Raw genomic sequence first — 15,792 nt, forward strand, 5'->3', positions numbered from 1 at the left:
ACCGGCTCCGGTAAAACCACCACTCTCTATACCGCGCTCAAACAGCTGGCCTCCACCGAGGTGAATGTGTCCACCATCGAGGATCCGATCGAAATGGTGGAAGACAGCTTTAATCAGACCCAGGTGCACCACAGCATCGGCCTGGATTTCGCTGCCGGTATCCGCACCCTGATGCGTCAGGACCCGGACATCATCATGGTGGGGGAGATCCGCGATCTGGAAACCGCACAGATGGCAGTGCAGGCCGCACTCACCGGCCACCTGGTGATTTCCACCCTGCATACCAACGACGCCCCCACTGCGGTGACCCGTCTGCTGGACCTGGGATTGCCGCACTATCTGTTGAAGTCCACGGTGCTTGGCGTCATGGCCCAGCGTTTGGTGCGCACCCTGTGCCCCAGTTGCAAGCGCAAGGCGGAAGTGAGCGATGAGGACTGGCAGGCGCTGGTGAAACCCTGGAAGGCGCCCAAGCCGGAAGTGGTGTATCAGCCGGAAGGCTGTCTCGATTGCCGCAATACCGGTTACCGCGGCCGTCAGGGCATCTACGAGATCCTGCCATTTACCGAAGGTGTGCAGGCGCTGGTAGCTCACGACTGCGATCTGCAGCAGGTACGGCGACAGGGGATGCGGGAAGGTATGAACAGTCTGCGTCTGTCCGGAGCGAGAAAAGTGGCCGCGGGAATCACTACCGTGCAGGAAGTGTTGAGAGTTGCGCCACCACCGGATATCGCGTTCTGAACATGCCTCCGGGGCAGGCACTTCTGCTCGTCTGGGCCAAGTCAATTTTGTTGGAAAAGCCGCGCAACTGTGCGGCTTTTCTATATCTTGCCGGCGGTGAAAGCCGCAGGGCCCAATGTATACTCCGGACTTTATAGTTCCGTTTTCCAGGGCTTCTGCCCCGTTCACAGGAGATGTGCTGCATGCCGTTGACCGATCACTGTCCGCCACAACACCAATCGCTACTGCAACAGCGCTGGCAAGATTGGTGTGATGCGGTTGCGCCCGGGCAGGTGGCGCAAGTGGAGTCTCTGCTGGGTGAGGATCGCGGAAAGGCACTGGCGCGCGCATTTGTGGGGTCGAGTTTTTTTGTACAGCAGTGCTGTCGTCACCCGGATCTGCTGTTGCAATTATTGGGGCAGGGCGACTGCGGGTTAAATGTGCCCGTCATTGGCGAGTTGGCCTCGGAGGAGATACTTGAAAGTGTCCTGCGCCAGCTGCGCAACCGGGTGAATGCCGAAGTGATCTGGCGGGACTTTTCTGGCCAGTGGGATATTCCCACCGCCTGTGCGCGTCTCACCGAGCTGGCGGAAGTCACCATTCAGTCCGCACTGGACTGGCACCTTGAAAAAATGGTCGAGCGCCACGGTGAGCCGCGCAATCGCGACGGCGATATCCAGCCGATGATCGTGCTGGGAATGGGCAAGCTGGGTGCGCGAGAGCTCAACCTCTCTTCCGATATCGACCTGATCTTTGCCTACCCGGAACCAGGACAGTCCGATGGGGAAAAACCTCTCGAGAACCAGGCGTATTTTCAGCGCTTGGGCCAGCGCCTGATCAAGACGCTCGACACGGTGACCGCCGATGGTTTCGTGTTCCGTGTGGATATGCGACTGCGTCCATACGGCGATAGTGGTCCGCTGGTGAGCCACTACGCGGCACTGGAAGATTACTATCAGACCCAGGGGCGGGAGTGGGAGCGCTACGCAATGATCAAGGCGCGCCCCGTCGCCATGAGCGGTGGCTGTGACGGGAATGCGGCGCAGGCGGCAGAAGATCTGATGGAGCTGCTGCGGCCTTTTACTTATCGACGCTATATCGATTTCAGCGTGATCGAGGCGCTGCGGGAAATGAAAACCCTGATCCAGCGCCAGGTGCGCGCGCGCGGGCTGATTGACAATATCAAGCTGGGGCGCGGCGGTATCCGCGAGGTGGAATTTATCGCGCAGGCATTCCAGCTGATCCGCGGCGGCCGCGAGCCAGACCTGCGGGTGCGCAATATTCTCAAGGTGCTGCCGCTGCTGGAGCAGGGCGGGCATCTACCGGAGGGGGCCGCGCAGCAACTGCGCGATGCCTATTTATTGCTGCGTCGTGTGGAGCACGCGCTGCAGGCGGAAAAAGACCAGCAGACCCAGACCCTGCCGCAGGAGCTTGAGCGCCGTGAGGCGCTGGCGTTCGCACTCGGATACGAAAGCTGGCCGGTTCTGGAAAATGCATTGGCAGAGGCTCGAGAACATATCGAGCGCGAATTCGATGAGGTAATTGCGCCACCGGAAGAGAGTGGAGAAATCACCGCCTCGGACAACTGGGAAATGCTATGGGCCGGTTGTGAGCGTGCAGAGGAACGCGACAACTGGCTGGAACAGCTGCATGAAGCTGGCTTCCAGCCCGCCGCAAAAGCCCTGGAAGCGCTGGCCGGGCTGCACGGAGATCGCATTGTTGCTGCGCTACCGGTTGCCGGTCGCCAGCGTCTTGACCAGACCATGCCCTTGTTGCTAGCCGCGGCAGCGGAAGTACGCGAACCTTTTGATCCATTGCTGGCGCTGGAACGGGTGTTGCCGCTGCTGCGTTCTATCCTGCGACGCAGTGCCTACCTGGTATTGATCAACGAGAACCCACCGGTACTGGCACAGCTGTTGCGCCTGTGTGCCGCTTCGCCGTGGATTGCCGATCAGCTGGCCCGCCACCCGATCCTGCTGGACGAAATGCTCGACCAGCGCCGCCTGTTGCAGCCATCCACTGCACAGGATATCGCCGACGACCTGCGCCAGCACATGATGCGGGTTGACCCCGAGGACCTGGAAGCGCAGATGGAGGCGCTGCGTCATTTCAAGCAGGGCCAGAGCCTGCGTATCGCCGCTCAGGAGGTCACTGGTGCGCTCCCGTTGATGAAAGTGAGTGATTCGCTGACCTGGCTAGCGGAGGCAATCCTGCAGCAGGCGCTGACACTGGCGTGGCAGCAGGTAACTGAAAAGCATGGTGCGCCACAGCAGGCCTGCGCGGAAGATATGCGCTTTACCATAGTTGCCTACGGCAAGCTCGGTGGCCTCGAGCTGGGGCACGGTTCCGATCTGGATATCGTATTTGTGCACGATGCCGAGCCGCAGCAATATACCGATGGTGAAAGGTCCATCGACAACCTCAGTTTCTACACACGACTCGCCCAGCGCCTGATCCACATATTGCAGACCCGCACATTGAGTGGCCCGCTGTATGAAGTGGATACGCGCCTGCGCCCATCGGGAAATTCCGGGCTGCTGGTGACCTCGCTGGCCGCATTTGAAAAGTACCAGCGCGAAAGCGCCTGGACCTGGGAGCATCAGGCGCTGGTACGCACGCGGCCGGTAGCGGGCAGTGAGCGCCTCGGATCGGCGTTTGAATCTCTGCGTACAACGCTTTTATGCAGCGCGCGGGACGAACAGAAATTGCGTGAAGAGGTGGTGGAGATGCGCAATAAGATGCGTGCGCACCTCGATAAGAGCAATGATCGACAATTCGACCTCAAGCACGGTGCGGGTGGTATTGTCGATATTGAATTTATGGTTCAATATGCCGCATTGGCCTGGGCGCAGCGCGCCCCTTCGATCGTGCGATATACCGATAATATCCGCATTCTCGAAAGCCTCACTGAGGCGGGCCTGATGCCGGCCCACCAAGCCGAGCATTTGATCGACGCCTACAAAGCCTACCGATCAGAAGGTCATCGCCTGGCATTACAACAGCAGCCGGGGGTTGTATCCGGTGACCAATTCGAAGCGGAAAGAAAGACCGTTGAAACAACTTGGCAGCAGATTCTGGGCTGAACCGCTCCCGCAGGGAAGTTCGCGCCTGGGTAATAGACGCTGCCCGATTAAACTGTTTTTCACCTGGCTCTGTGCTGTAGGAGCCAGCCTGCTGGCGAACTGATTCGATCCTCCCGTGTTTACGGACTCGACCATCCTCCCCAGGCACGCTCCTACAGAGTGCGTTAATAGAATTTTTGTAGGAGTTTCCCATGTCTTTTGCCGATAGAGACGGCGTTATCTGGTTTGACGGTGAACTGGTTCCCTGGCGCGATGCGCGGGTCCACGTGCTCACCCATACCCTGCACTACGGAATGGGCGTCTTCGAAGGCGTGCGCGCCTATGAAACCGCCGATGGCGGCACCAGTATTTTCCGCCTGAACGAGCACACCCGTCGCCTGTGCCGTTCCGCCAAGATCATGAATATGCCCATGCCCTACGATGCGGAGCAGCTCAATGAGGCCCAGCGTCTGGTGGTGCGTGAGAACGGGCTGAAAGAGGCCTACCTGCGGCCGATGGCGTTTTACGGATCTGAAGGCATGGGCCTGCGTGCCGATGCCCTGCAGACTCATGTGATTGTCGCCGCGTGGGAGTGGCCGAGCTACATGACGCCGGAAGCCCGCGAACTGGGTATCAAGGTAAACACCTCTTCCTATACCCGCCATCACGTGAACATTGCCATGTGTAAGGCGAAGGCCAACGGCAACTACATCAATTCCATGCTGGCGCTGCAGGAAGCCATTCGCAACGGCTGTGAAGAAGCGCTGCTGCTGGATCCGGAAGGTTATGTGGCCGAGGGGAGCGGTGAGAACTTCTTCCTGGTGAGCGACGGTATTATTTACACCCCGGAACTCACTTCCTGCCTGGATGGCATCACCCGCAGTTCCGTCATCCAGCTGGCCCAGGAATGTGGCTACAAGGTGGTGGAGAAACGTATTACCCGCGATGAGGTTTACATCGCCGATGAAGCTTTCTTCACCGGCACTGCTGCGGAAGTGCTGCCAATCCGCATGCTGGATGGTCGCACTATCGGTGCAGGGCGTCGCGGTCCCATCACCAAGCGATTGCAGCAGCTGTACTTCGATGTGGTGCAGGGCAAAAGCCAGGCGCACATGGGTTGGCTCAGTGATGTGCATGAAACCTGCGAGCCGGTTGCGGCATCCGCCTGATTGATTCGGCTGGCGTAAAACTTGAAAAAGGCGGACACCGAGAGGTGTCCGCCTTTTTTGTGTGAATTCTGTGCGCAAAGGTTGGGACCGGTTCCTAGAGAGCGCGAGATTTATCCCTTAGAATGACTGTTAATCGTTACAGGTTGCGCAGACAACAGCAGTGGACGTGACAGGAATCATTCAATGTTTTCTTATCTGAAGAAGCGACTGCAGAAACACGATGCAGTCAATAACCGCAAACTGGAATCCATTCTGAGAAAGCAGCTGCTACAGCAGCAGGCCCTGGATAGTGGGCAGCCGGGCGTAGGCAATGACAAGCAGCACAACATTGTTGTCTCCCTCACGTCCTTTGATGCGCGCATCGAGAATGTGGTTTACACCATCGAGAGCATCTTCCAGCAGTGGGTAAAGGCCGATGCAGTGGTACTGTGGTTGTCAAAGGCGCAGTTCCGGGATGCAGAGTTACCTGAGAGCCTCGTGCGTCAACAGCAGCGCGGCCTGCAGGTTTTTTATGTAGAAGACCTCGGTCCCTACACCAAATACTTTTACGCCTTTGACCAGTTTCCCGATAGTCTGATCATCACCGTGGATGACGATACCCTCTACCCACCGGATCTGATCGACCAGTTGTATCGCGCCTGGTTGCGTCAGCCTGCGTGGATTCACTGCCATCGCGCACACCTGATGCAACTGGATTCACAGGGCAAGCTGGCGCCATACGGCGACTGGGACTCCGACTGGAAATGGCGCGACTTTGGCGGCGAGACCTCTCCGTTGGTTTTCCCCACTGGGGTTGGCGGCGTGCTGTATTTTCCGGGGTCGCTGCACCCGGATGCCTTTGCCAAAGAAAAATTCCTCAAGCTGTGTCCCAAGGCGGATGATGTCTGGCTGAAAGCAATGAGCCTGTTGCAGGGAACACCCTGCGCGCGACTGCCGGATTCACGGGACTGGTCAGAACGGTTTTTTACCGTGGGAGGCACCCAGGAAGTGGCTCTGCGCAAGGAAAACCTGCGCAACCGCGGTGGCAATGACTGCAAGATCCGGGAAGTATTCGAATACTACGATCTGTACAGGTTGCTGCGCTGAAATCTCAGCCTCAGAAAAGTTTGGCAATGCCTTGAGGTGGGACGAGAAGGTATCGATACCGGGTATAGCTTTACAAGACCTTCACCGCCAAGGATGGCGGTGCAGAGCCCCAGGGATGGGTTCACCGCGTGTCTTGTAAAGCTATACCCGGTAGCGGTACCGCCACCGGGTGATATTTGAAGTCCAAGATACGGGTGAGGCCGTTTACTGGCTGCTAGCGGCTACTTGCGGGCGGCCCACACAGTAGTATTCAAATCCGGCCTCGGCCATATCCAGCGGGTGGTACAGGTTGCGACCGTCAAACACCACCGGTTCCGACAGGCTGTCGCGCACGGTGTTGTAGTCCAGGGATTTGAACTGTTGCCACTCGGTGGCAATGATCAGTGCATCGGCACCGGACAGTGCACTGTCGCGGGTGCCGCACAGTTGCAGGTCGCTGCGATTGCCGTAAATACGTTCAGATTCGTGCATCGCTTCCGGGTCGAAAGCGCGCACCTTGGCGCCCATCTCCCACAGATTCTCCATCAGCACCCGGCTCGGGGCCTCGCGCATATCATCGGTGTTGGGCTTGAATGCGAGCCCCCACAGCGCGAAGGTCTTGCCGGACAGGTCGCTGCCGTAGCGCTGGATGATCTTTTCCAGCAGGTAGTGTTTCTGGCTGTGGTTGCGTTCTTCCACGGCGTTCAGGATCTTTGGCTCCAGGCCCAGCTGCGCGGCGGTGGTCTTGAGCGCCTGTACATCTTTCGGGAAGCAGGAGCCGCCGTAGCCGATACCCGGATAGATGAAGTGGTAGCCGATACGCGGGTCGGAACCGATGCCCTGACGGACGGATTCGATGTCTGCACCGACGCGGTCTGCGATGGTCGCCATTTCATTCATAAAGCTGATTTTGGTGGCGAGCATGCAGTTGGCCGCGTACTTGGCGAGTTCGGCGCTGCGCACATCCATCACGATAACCTTGTCGTGATTGCGATTGAACGGCGCGTACAGCTGGCGCATTTTCTGCTCGGTGGCGTCTTCCGAGGTGCCGATGATGATGCGGTCCGGCTTCATGCAGTCCGCCACCGCGGAGCCTTCCTTGAGGAATTCGGGGTTGGAGACCACATCGAACTCCAGGTTCAGAGCGTCCCGTTCCTGCAGGGTGCGGGTCACTTCCTCGCGCACCTTGTCCGCGGTACCCACGGGTACGGTGGACTTGTTGATAATGTATTTCTTGTCCTGCATGTGCTCGGCGATGGTGCGTGCCACGGTCAGTACGTAGCGCAGATCCGCGGAGCCATCTTCATCCGGCGGCGTGCCGACGGCGATGAAAATCAGTTCGCCGTGGGCGACACCTTCGGCGGCGCTGGTGGAGAAGGTCAGGTTGCCGGACTCATTATTGCGCTTTACCAGCGGCTCGAGGCCCGGCTCGAAAATGGGAATATGTCCCTGCTTGAGGCGCTCGATCTTATTTTCGTCAATATCGATACAGGTTACCCGGTGGCCCGCTTCCGCCAATACTGCGGCCTGTACCAGGCCGACATAGCCGGTGCCAAATACGGTGACGTTCATGCTTGCTGGAATCCTTTTTATGCCACTTGGGCGGGATAGGCCCAAGCTTGTGCAGTCATTGCGAGGAAATTGCTCGTTAAGTGCGCGAATGGGGCGCGGTGTGTTCTGGATGGTCGATGCAGGATTTTACCGTCAATCCGCCTGTGTCGCCATGCAGACTGGTATACAGGCGGTTGGCGTGCAAATTACGTACCGCGCGGGTATCGTATGCCGTCATTACTGACCGGGCTGCTGCCCACCGTGTAGATCCTGTGGAGGAAACCGGTTGATCATTGTCTGGCGATTCCTGGATGGCAATCGCGCCCACGAAAAGCAGAGCGCCGCCCTGGTGGCGGGACTCGAGGAAGTTCTCGGGGCGGAGGCCGTCAGAACCCGGGAAGTCGAGTGTTCGGGGCTGCGCTTTTGGCACCCGGCGGATCTCGCGCGCGCTCTGGATGCCGCCGGTATTGTTGCCGGCGAAGCGCCACAGCTGCTGATCGGCGCTGGCCACCACTGCCACCTGCCGATGCTGTCGGCGCGCCGCCGCTTTGGCGGGCGCGCGGTGGTTTTGATGCGTCCTTCCCTGCCTCTGCACTGGTTCGACTTTGCACTGATTCCGGAGCACGATCGCCCGGTGCCCCTGCCCAATGTGCTGGTTACCCGCGGTGCGCTGACGCTTCCTATGGCGGATGCCAACCCTGTGGCCGGACGCGGACTGATTCTGCTCGGTGGGCCGAGTAAGCACTTTGCCTGGGACAATGGCTCGCTGGGCCGGGATATCGAAGCGCTGGCGACAACGCCGGTGCGCTGGACCCTCGCGGACAGCCGGCGCACCCCCGAATTTGCCCTGGAACAGCTGGCCAGGCCCGGATTCAGTGTTTGCTCCTGGAGCGAATGTGAACCGGGCTGGCTGGAAACCCAGATTGCGACCTGTGAGCAGATCTGGGTGACCCGCGATAGTATCTCAATGGTGTTTGAGGCCCTGCAGGGACGTGCGCAGGTGGGGATACTGGACCTGCCTTCGCGGCGTCCGCGCAACAAGGTGCGCGCGGCGGTGCAGCGCCTGATCGATGAGGGGGTGGTCACCGATAACCTGGCGGATGCCGCGTGCGCTGCCGAGGGAGCGCGTGAGCCCTGGGCCCAGCATCGTATGGCCGCTCGGGCGCTGTTGCGTCGTTGTAATATTGAGGTGGGCTGATGAATACGTATTCCGAGAAGACGAATTCTCCGGTAAAGATCTGCCACCTGTTTATGAGCCGCGAATTTGGTGGCCTGGAAAAGCATGTGGTCGAGCTCAGTGGCTGGCAGGCGACGCATACCGGGGCCCAGGTGTTTGTGATCGCGCACCCTCGCTACCGCAAGCACTTCACCGATAGCGTGACCTTTATACCGGTGAACACGGATCACAGCCGACGCAACCCCCTGCTGTATCTCTCCCTGCGGCGCACTTGCCGCAAGTACGGATTCGACCTGGTGCACGGCCACGGCGGCAAGGCGGCGGCGGTACAGAAATGGCTGCACCGGTTCTATCGCTGCGCGCCGGTGATTACCCGGCACAACATTGTGCATCCCAAGGATTCCCTGGCCGCGGGGTTTCCGCAGCGGATCGCGGTCAGCCGCAAGGCGGTTGCGGTATCCGCCCTCGACTGGACGATTATTCCCAATGGCACCCACCCGCCGCAGCCCGGTCAGCCGCGCCCGCAAGCCATGGACGCGGACAAGCGCGCGGTACTGGCGGTGGCCAGGCTGGTGCCGGCCAAGGGTATAGACCTGCTGCTGCAGGCCTGGGCTTCCGTCGCACCAGCGGGAGCGATTCTGTATCTCGTAGGAGATGGGCCGGATCGCGGATCGCTGGAGGCGCAGGCAGAGGCACTGGGCATCGACGACAGTGTCCGCTTTATCGGTTTTTCCACCGAGGTGAGTCGCTGGATGCAGGCAGCGGAATTTATGGTGGTGTCCTCGCACAAGGAAGGCGCGCCGTATACCGTGGTGGAGGCGCTGTTGTGTGGTTGCCCGGTGATTTCAACCGATGTGGGTAGCAATGCGGAATTGTTGCCGGCGGACTATGTCGCAGCCGAGACATCGGCGGAGGCTATCTCTGCGCTGCTGGACAGGGCGCTGGCGGATCCGGTGGCGCTGCGCGATGCATTTGAGCCGGTTTTCCGGTACGCCGCCGAGCATCTCAATGTGGCAGCGATGGCGCGGGCTACCTGGGCGGTTTATCAGCAGGCGCTGGGGCGACAGCTTTCTTCAGAGCGGGAATAAGTTCTGCCATCTGCTGGATGGCGCGGCGCCGGGCGCGGCTAACCCGGTGGCCGATGTCTGAAGTGTGCGCCTGTTGCCAGTCGTATTTTTCGAGTCTGCGGGCTTCTTCCCGCTCCAGAAATCCCAGTTGTTCGAACTTGGCGATCGCCTTGCGGTATCTTGCGGGGGGCTGCGCACTGGCCGGTCGCAGGCTCAACAGCGGGCGTGCCAGATTCATCGATTCACACAACATGCTCATGCTGTCTTCGGTACAGACGATACGTACCGCCGTAGGTAGCAGGTCGGAGAGTGCCTGTGCGGAATCTGGCCAGCACCAGGCGCCTACCAGGTCCGTGTCCAACTCTTCCTCACACAGGTCGCGCAAATAGGCGGGGCTGCGTCGGGAACCGGCCACGATCCAGCGGATCCCTGACGCGCGGGCCTGCGCATTGGCCCAGCGCAAAATGTCTTTCCAGTCCTGTTGCCGGTATTCGTAGCCGCTGCCGTCGCCGCCCAGTAATAGTGCCCAGGTGCGCTGGTCGGGAGCCTTTGAGCTGACTCGGGCCGGGGCGATATCCAGCACCACATTGTTGCGTTCGAACCCGGCGCTGGGCTCCAGGGTCAGCAGTGCGGACACGGTACTGGCAGAGAGTTTTCTCGGCGAGCCGATAAATATATTCGGCACACCCTGCAGGTGTGCCAGGGCGGCACTGGCGAAGCTGGTGTTGCCGCCGGCGGACAGAATCAGGTCGGCTGCAGCGGGTGTGGGGGAAAAGTGGTAGCAGCGCAGTACGGCACGGGCGAGCAAGCGGTGGTGGGAAAGTCTATTGCAGGCAGCTGCCAGCAAGGGGCGCAGCCATTTTGCCCGCAACCGGCACTGGTAAATGTCCACCTCCAGCGCAATTCCCTCGGCACGCAGCCAGTCAAGCAGGCCATGGGCCTGGTTGACGTGGCCAGGAATGCCGTCACTCAGCAGGCAGACTTTCATACGGTAAAAGCGCACAACGCTGCAGCGACCCGGTCGCCAATCAGTCGTAAAACGGTTCCGAGGGATTGGCGTAGTAGATCTGCATCAGGCTGCGTCGCTCTGATTCGCCGTGAATCTCGGGGCGACCGTGCCAGCTGTGTTTGCCGACCACAAAGGCATAGGCGCTGTTGGGCACAAACGGGAAGCGTTTGACCTCGCGGAAGCCGCTCTTTTTCCCCAATCCCAGTTTCCTGAGTTCGTACTGCAGCCGCCCGATGATGCCACGCTCGTACAGACTGGTTCCCATGGACTCCTGACTGCGGTCTGCGGGCAGGTAAACCTGCATGGTGACGATCTTGCGGGCCACATCCCGGTGCGGGGAAATCTGGTATCCGCTGTGGTCGCAGAAGTAGCCGGTCTTGGGGTGTGCCTCAATATCCGGCACCGCATTAGCGGGCACCTTGAAACGGGAAGCGAGATCCGTCCCCAGGCATTCAAACAGGGCCTGCTTGACCTCTGGAGCCTGCATACCCTCGGCGATGCCTCGCCACAGGGTTTGCACCTCGCCTTCGAGCCGCTCCAGGTTGCCGGGATTGAACGGCAATACCTGCCGCGTGCTGCTGCCGTCGCTGCGCATGGCCTCCTTGTGATTCAGGCCTTTAAAGTACTCCGCCGGCGGTGGGCAGGCGAGGATGCGCTGGTAGACGCTGTCCGGGAAGAAGTTTTCCAGATACAAGTGTGAAAAAGGTTGATCCTGTGCCACGGTTTCGCGCAGGCGGCTCACCAGATGGTCCCGCACGGCCTGTGCGATATCGGCGCTAGCCTTTTCGCTATTGTTAACGCTTGCTTCAACAGGCGTTTCGACAACTTCTGCTTCCGGGGTTGTTTGCATAACGTTTCCCTGTCTGGTTGTTCTTGTCTGTTTTTGAATAGGTCGGAATCAGCGGGCCTGTGACCGGGGATTATCACCAGTGGACAGGCCGGAGCGGGACACCACCAGAGCGATGGTCATCCATGTTAGCACCATCATTTCTGAGCTGAACAGTTCGCGGTGGGTGTTTACCGGGAACCAGGCGCAGGCCAGAATCAGCAGGGGCACCAGCGGTCGCTGGTGCTCTGCCAGGCTGCGGTAGTCCGCCCGCCAGACCAGTCGGAAAAACACGACTGCGGCGGCGATAAACAACAGGCTGCCAATGATGCCGGAACCAGCAAGTATCTCCAGCACCACCTGGTGGGTGTAGGGCTGCTCAAGGTTGGTGCCGGCCCAGCTCTCCGGCAAGTGCAGCATATAGTTGCCCGCGCCGGTGCCGAGCCACAGATTATCCATAAACTGTGTCCACGCCTGGGCCCACAGCTGTGCGCGAATTGGGATAACGGCACTCAGGCCCTCCACATCAAAACTTTGCGGAATGGTCGCGGCGATCCGCTTGCTGACCTGGGGATCGCTGACCAGCCACCAGCCGGCCACTGCGATACCCGCGGGCACGAGGCACAGCAGCCAGGGGGAGGCGAGCAATTTGCCGCGGTTCAGGTAAAGCCACACCGCAGAGATCAGTATGAAACTGACCCAGCCCGCGCGCGTGTTGCCGAAGATGGTGATCGCCAGGCACAGCAGGTAGATCACGCTCTGCAGGGGCAGGCTCCACTGGCGCACGGGCGGTGCGAACAGCACCCAGGCACACAGCATGGAAATGTAAAAGCCGAACTTGTCCGGGTGACTGAAGTAACCCCCGAGTCGCTCCGTGCGCGGCATGCCGAACAGGTCGAATCCCATCATCGCCTGGAACAGGCCGTCGACGATCCAGAAGCCGATGATCGCGAACAGACACAACTGGAGTTTGCGCCAGATGGCGTCATCCCGGGCCCAAATCAAAACTGGCATACCCGCCAGTAGCAGGAACAGCTGGAACCCGGCCAGCTCGAGCGGCTTGCCCGGGTGGTCGCTGAACGCCGCCGACAGCGCCAGCGCTGCTGCGGCCAGCAGGTTCATGGTGCACCAGCTCTGCGCCCCCGGCGCCCACCAGCGCTGACGATCGCGTACCAGCAACACAATGGAAGTAATCGCCAGTACCAGTACTGACAGCTGGAAGGTGCGGGACCAGGGCAGTACCCATACAAAGCTGCTCAGCAGCAGTGCTATGGCGACATGCCGGTCCAGGATGCGGGCGGCGAGGGATTGTTCGGCTGGGGCTGAGGAAACGGTAGACATACAGCTATTTTGACCGCATAGCGGCTCTTCTTCGAATTTGCCGCCCATTGTACGTGGCTCACACAGAGCGGGCTATAGACCCGGTCTCGCTTTGCCAGTGGGCGCTCACCTGCCTGGCTGCGACCTGCACAGGGACTGGTACAGGGCCAGAGTGCGCTGCACCATGGTATCCAGGGTAAATTCCGGGGCGAGAGTGGGGCGGGCGTCGCTGTCGAGCAGGGTGTGGGTTGTTTCCAGTAACTGCTGGGCAGAGCCACACTCCACCAGCCCCTGGGGAAAACAGGCGCGCAGGGACTCCGCCGGGCCGCCGATATCGTAGCCGATCACCGGCGTGCCCATGGCGGCGGACTCGATCACGGTACGCCCGAAGGGTTCGGTGCGCTGGGACAGGTTGTAGACCAGGGCGGATTCAGCATACCAGTAGGGCATGTCGTTGCGACTGCCGGTAAAGGTGACGCGCTTGGCGATACCCAGCTCCCGCGCCCGTTGCTGGAGTTCCTCGGCGTAGTGCTCCTTGTTGGGCTCGGCACCGCCGACGATCACCCCCTGCACATCGTTGCGCAGGTCCTTGAGGCTCGCGATCATTTCGAGAAAAGCGTGCTGCCCTTTCCAGCGGGTAAGCCGTCCGGGTAACAGCAGCCAGCGTTTGTTCCTGAGCTCCGGGAACTCGGACTCAATCTGCTGGCGCCAGTGTGCGGGCGGAGCGATCTCGGGATTGAACTCTTCGGTGTCCACGCCGCGGTAGATCAGTTCCGGGGGCTGGTGCAGGTAGCGCGCGTAATTTTGTGTGAGGTAATCGCGTACGCACTCGCTGATGGCGATCACGCGCTCGCTGCGCGCCATGATGGCGCTGTAGCGATTGATCGAGTATAGCCCGTGTGCAGTGCTCACCAGCCGCGGGCGTGTTGCCGCCGGAAGTTTTCGCCACGCCAGGTAGGTCAGCCAGGCAGGGACCCGGGAGCGCACATGCAGTATGTCGGGGTTCAGTTCGCGGATTTTAGCGCGCAGTGGCGCGACCTGGAGCAGACTGGAAAGCGATTTTTTGTGCACGGGCAGGGTGATGTGCCGGCTGCCTTCGGCTTCCAGTTGCGCCACCAAACGCCCGCCACTGGAGATGACGATGGACTCGTGCCCGGCCTTCACCAGCCCCCGGGCGATATCCAGCGTGCCGCGCTCGACGCCGCCGTAGTTCAGCGCTGGTAACAGTTGCACGATTTTCATGAGCGGTGGTTCACAGTGGTTGGCGTTGCGGATGACAGGATGCGAAGCCCGTTTCATGTCCGCGGAAATCCGTGGGCAAGTGCGGCAGATTCCGGTTAAATGGGCAGATTGAAGTTGGGGTAGAATGCTACCAAACCGCGGGGGCATTTCCACGGAATTTGTAGTCATCCCCCGAGAGATCAACCTGTACCAGTTTTTATTTGATGCGCCACCTTTACACCTGGTTTTTTCGCCTTTCCCTTCCGTTGATGCTGTTGCATCTCTGGTGGCGCGGTCGGGCGGACCCCGCCTACCGCAAGCGCTGGAGTGAGCGGTTCGGGCTGGTGCCCTCACGGCCCGGCGCACGGCGACGCTGGCGCGAGCGTTTCGGTATGGTGCCGGACCGCGCGAGCCGCGCGCCGCTGATCTGGATTCACTCGGTATCTGTGGGAGAGACGTTGGCGGCGGTGCCGCTGATCGAGGCTCTGGCTGCGCGTCATTCGAAATGGCAGTGGCTGGTTACCACCACAACCCCCACCGGCTCCCAGCGGGTGCACAACGCGCTGGAGCCCATTCTCAATGGGCGTCTGCTGCACTACTACCTGCCGTTTGACCTGCCCGAGTGCCTGACGCCATTTCTGGACGCGCTGCGGCCCAATATCCTGGTGAGCATGGAAACGGAGTTGTGGCCCAACCTGTTGTCTATCTGCGGCAAGCGCGAGATGCCCACGATACTGGTCAATGGGCGCTTGAGTGCCAAGTCTGCCCACGGTTACGGCAAGTTTTCACGGCTCAGCCGGGAAATGCTGGGCCATCTGTCCCGGGTTGTGGCGCAGTACCCGGCGGACGCCGAGCGATTCCAGGCACTGGGGGTGCCCGCGGAGCGGGTGTCCGTAGTGGGCAATATCAAGTTCGACCTGCACATTGACTCAGGCCAGATCAGTGAAGCACAGGCCCTTTCGCACCAGTGGCAGGGTGCGGGAAAAAGGCCGGTGTGGCTGGCGGCGAGTACGCACGCCGGGGAAGATGAAGTGGTATTGCAGGCGTATGACTTGCTGCGTGCGGAATTCCCTGACCTGCTACTCGTACTGGTGCCGCGTCACCCGGTGCGCTTCGACAGCGTTGCACGGCTGTGCCGCGAGCAGGGCCTGCGTATTGCGCGCCGCAGTGACGGTGTGGCGCCCGCAGCCAACGATCAGGTGTTGCTCGGAGATACCATGGGCGAATTGCTGCGTTTTTACGGCGCCAGCGATGTGGCCTTTGTCGGCGGTAGCCTCGTTGATGTGGGTGGCCACAACATGATCGAGCCTGCAGCCTGGGGGGTTCCGGTGGTGTGTGGCCCCCACCTGCACAACTTCAGTACCGTCTCCAGCCTGATGCGGGAGTCCGGGGGGCTGGTGGTAGTTGAGAATGCCGAGCAAATGGCACAGCAGGTGGGTACCTGGCTGCGCGACGATCAGGGCCGCGAGCGAGCCGGTAACAGTGCGCGGGAAGTGGCCGCGCAAAATAGTGGTGCGCTGGCGCGGACTGTGGAAGAGGTGGAGTCGCTGATGCAGGGAGTCTGATTCCCGAGAGCTACACATAAAAAACCGGTCGTGTGAGCGACCG

12 protein-coding genes are annotated in these 15,792 nt (G+C 60.4%); 7 read left to right on the forward strand and 5 right to left on the reverse strand.

What is annotated here, in order from left to right; all coding sequences use genetic code 11:
• From B4U49_RS10405 to B4U49_RS10420, 4 genes are all read left to right on the forward strand, one after another.
• Positions 1-738: GspE/PulE family protein (locus B4U49_RS10405; protein ID WP_143735617.1), on the forward strand; the 738-nt coding region annotated here is incomplete at its 5' end.
• A 182-nt stretch (positions 739-920) separates the two neighbouring features.
• Positions 921-3,800, forward strand: coding sequence for a bifunctional [glutamate--ammonia ligase]-adenylyl-L-tyrosine phosphorylase/[glutamate--ammonia-ligase] adenylyltransferase (gene glnE / locus B4U49_RS10410; RefSeq protein ID WP_078084529.1), 2,880 nt, complete (start codon positions 921-923; stop codon positions 3,798-3,800).
• A 191-nt stretch (positions 3,801-3,991) separates the two neighbouring features.
• The gene (locus B4U49_RS10415; RefSeq protein WP_078084530.1) at positions 3,992-4,948 is read left to right on the forward strand and encodes a branched-chain amino acid transaminase; all 957 of its coding nucleotides are present in this window, start codon (positions 3,992-3,994) and stop codon (positions 4,946-4,948) included.
• Positions 4,949-5,131: 183 nt separating this feature from the next.
• Entirely contained in the window at positions 5,132-6,034 is a 903-nt protein-coding gene (locus B4U49_RS10420; RefSeq protein ID WP_078084531.1) for a hypothetical protein, read from the forward strand.
• A gap of 204 nt (positions 6,035-6,238) precedes the next feature.
• Here B4U49_RS10420 and B4U49_RS10425 read toward each other — a convergent pair whose 3' ends face one another.
• Positions 6,239-7,585 (reverse strand): UDP-glucose dehydrogenase family protein, encoded by a 1,347-nt coding sequence (locus B4U49_RS10425; RefSeq protein ID WP_078084532.1) that lies wholly within the window; start codon positions 7,583-7,585, stop codon positions 6,239-6,241.
• Positions 7,586-7,850: 265 nt separating this feature from the next.
• Here B4U49_RS10425 and B4U49_RS10430 point away from each other — a divergent pair, with 265 nt between their 5' ends.
• Both B4U49_RS10430 and B4U49_RS10435 read left to right on the forward strand, forming a co-directional pair.
• Positions 7,851-8,762, forward strand: a complete 912-nt coding sequence (locus B4U49_RS10430) for an ELM1/GtrOC1 family putative glycosyltransferase (RefSeq protein WP_078084533.1) — start codon at positions 7,851-7,853, stop codon at positions 8,760-8,762.
• A complete protein-coding gene (locus tag B4U49_RS10435) occupies positions 8,762-9,829 on the forward strand; it encodes a glycosyltransferase family 4 protein (protein WP_078084534.1) in 1,068 nt (355 codons plus the stop codon). The genes B4U49_RS10430 and B4U49_RS10435 overlap by 1 nt, the downstream gene beginning before the upstream one ends.
• On the opposite strand, the gene B4U49_RS10440 is transcribed toward B4U49_RS10435, so the two are convergent.
• The 4 genes from B4U49_RS10440 to B4U49_RS10455 form a co-directional block, all read right to left on the reverse strand.
• A complete protein-coding gene (locus B4U49_RS10440) occupies positions 9,771-10,796 on the reverse strand; it encodes an ELM1/GtrOC1 family putative glycosyltransferase (protein ID WP_078084535.1) in 1,026 nt (341 codons plus the stop codon). The genes B4U49_RS10435 and B4U49_RS10440 overlap by 59 nt on opposite strands.
• A 40-nt stretch (positions 10,797-10,836) precedes the next feature.
• Complete coding sequence (locus tag B4U49_RS10445) at positions 10,837-11,667, reverse strand: hypothetical protein (RefSeq protein ID WP_078084536.1); 831 nt, start codon at positions 11,665-11,667, stop codon at positions 10,837-10,839.
• A gap of 48 nt (positions 11,668-11,715) precedes the next feature.
• On the reverse strand, positions 11,716-12,984 hold the full coding sequence (locus B4U49_RS10450; protein ID WP_158078601.1) for an O-antigen ligase family protein: 1,269 nt from the start codon (positions 12,982-12,984) through the stop codon (positions 11,716-11,718).
• A gap of 105 nt (positions 12,985-13,089) precedes the next feature.
• The gene (locus B4U49_RS10455; protein ID WP_239692578.1) at positions 13,090-14,262 is read right to left on the reverse strand and encodes a glycosyltransferase family 4 protein; all 1,173 of its coding nucleotides are present in this window, start codon (positions 14,260-14,262) and stop codon (positions 13,090-13,092) included.
• Positions 14,263-14,408: 146 nt separating this feature from the next.
• Between B4U49_RS10455 and waaA the strand changes: the two genes are divergently transcribed.
• Positions 14,409-15,749, forward strand: a complete 1,341-nt coding sequence (gene waaA, locus B4U49_RS10460) for a lipid IV(A) 3-deoxy-D-manno-octulosonic acid transferase (protein WP_078084539.1) — start codon at positions 14,409-14,411, stop codon at positions 15,747-15,749.
• Positions 15,750-15,792 lie beyond the last annotated feature (43 nt).

Origin of the sequence: Microbulbifer mangrovi, assembly GCF_002009015.1 — a bacterium.
Classification (GTDB): Bacteria; Pseudomonadota; Gammaproteobacteria; order Pseudomonadales; family Cellvibrionaceae; genus Microbulbifer; species Microbulbifer mangrovi.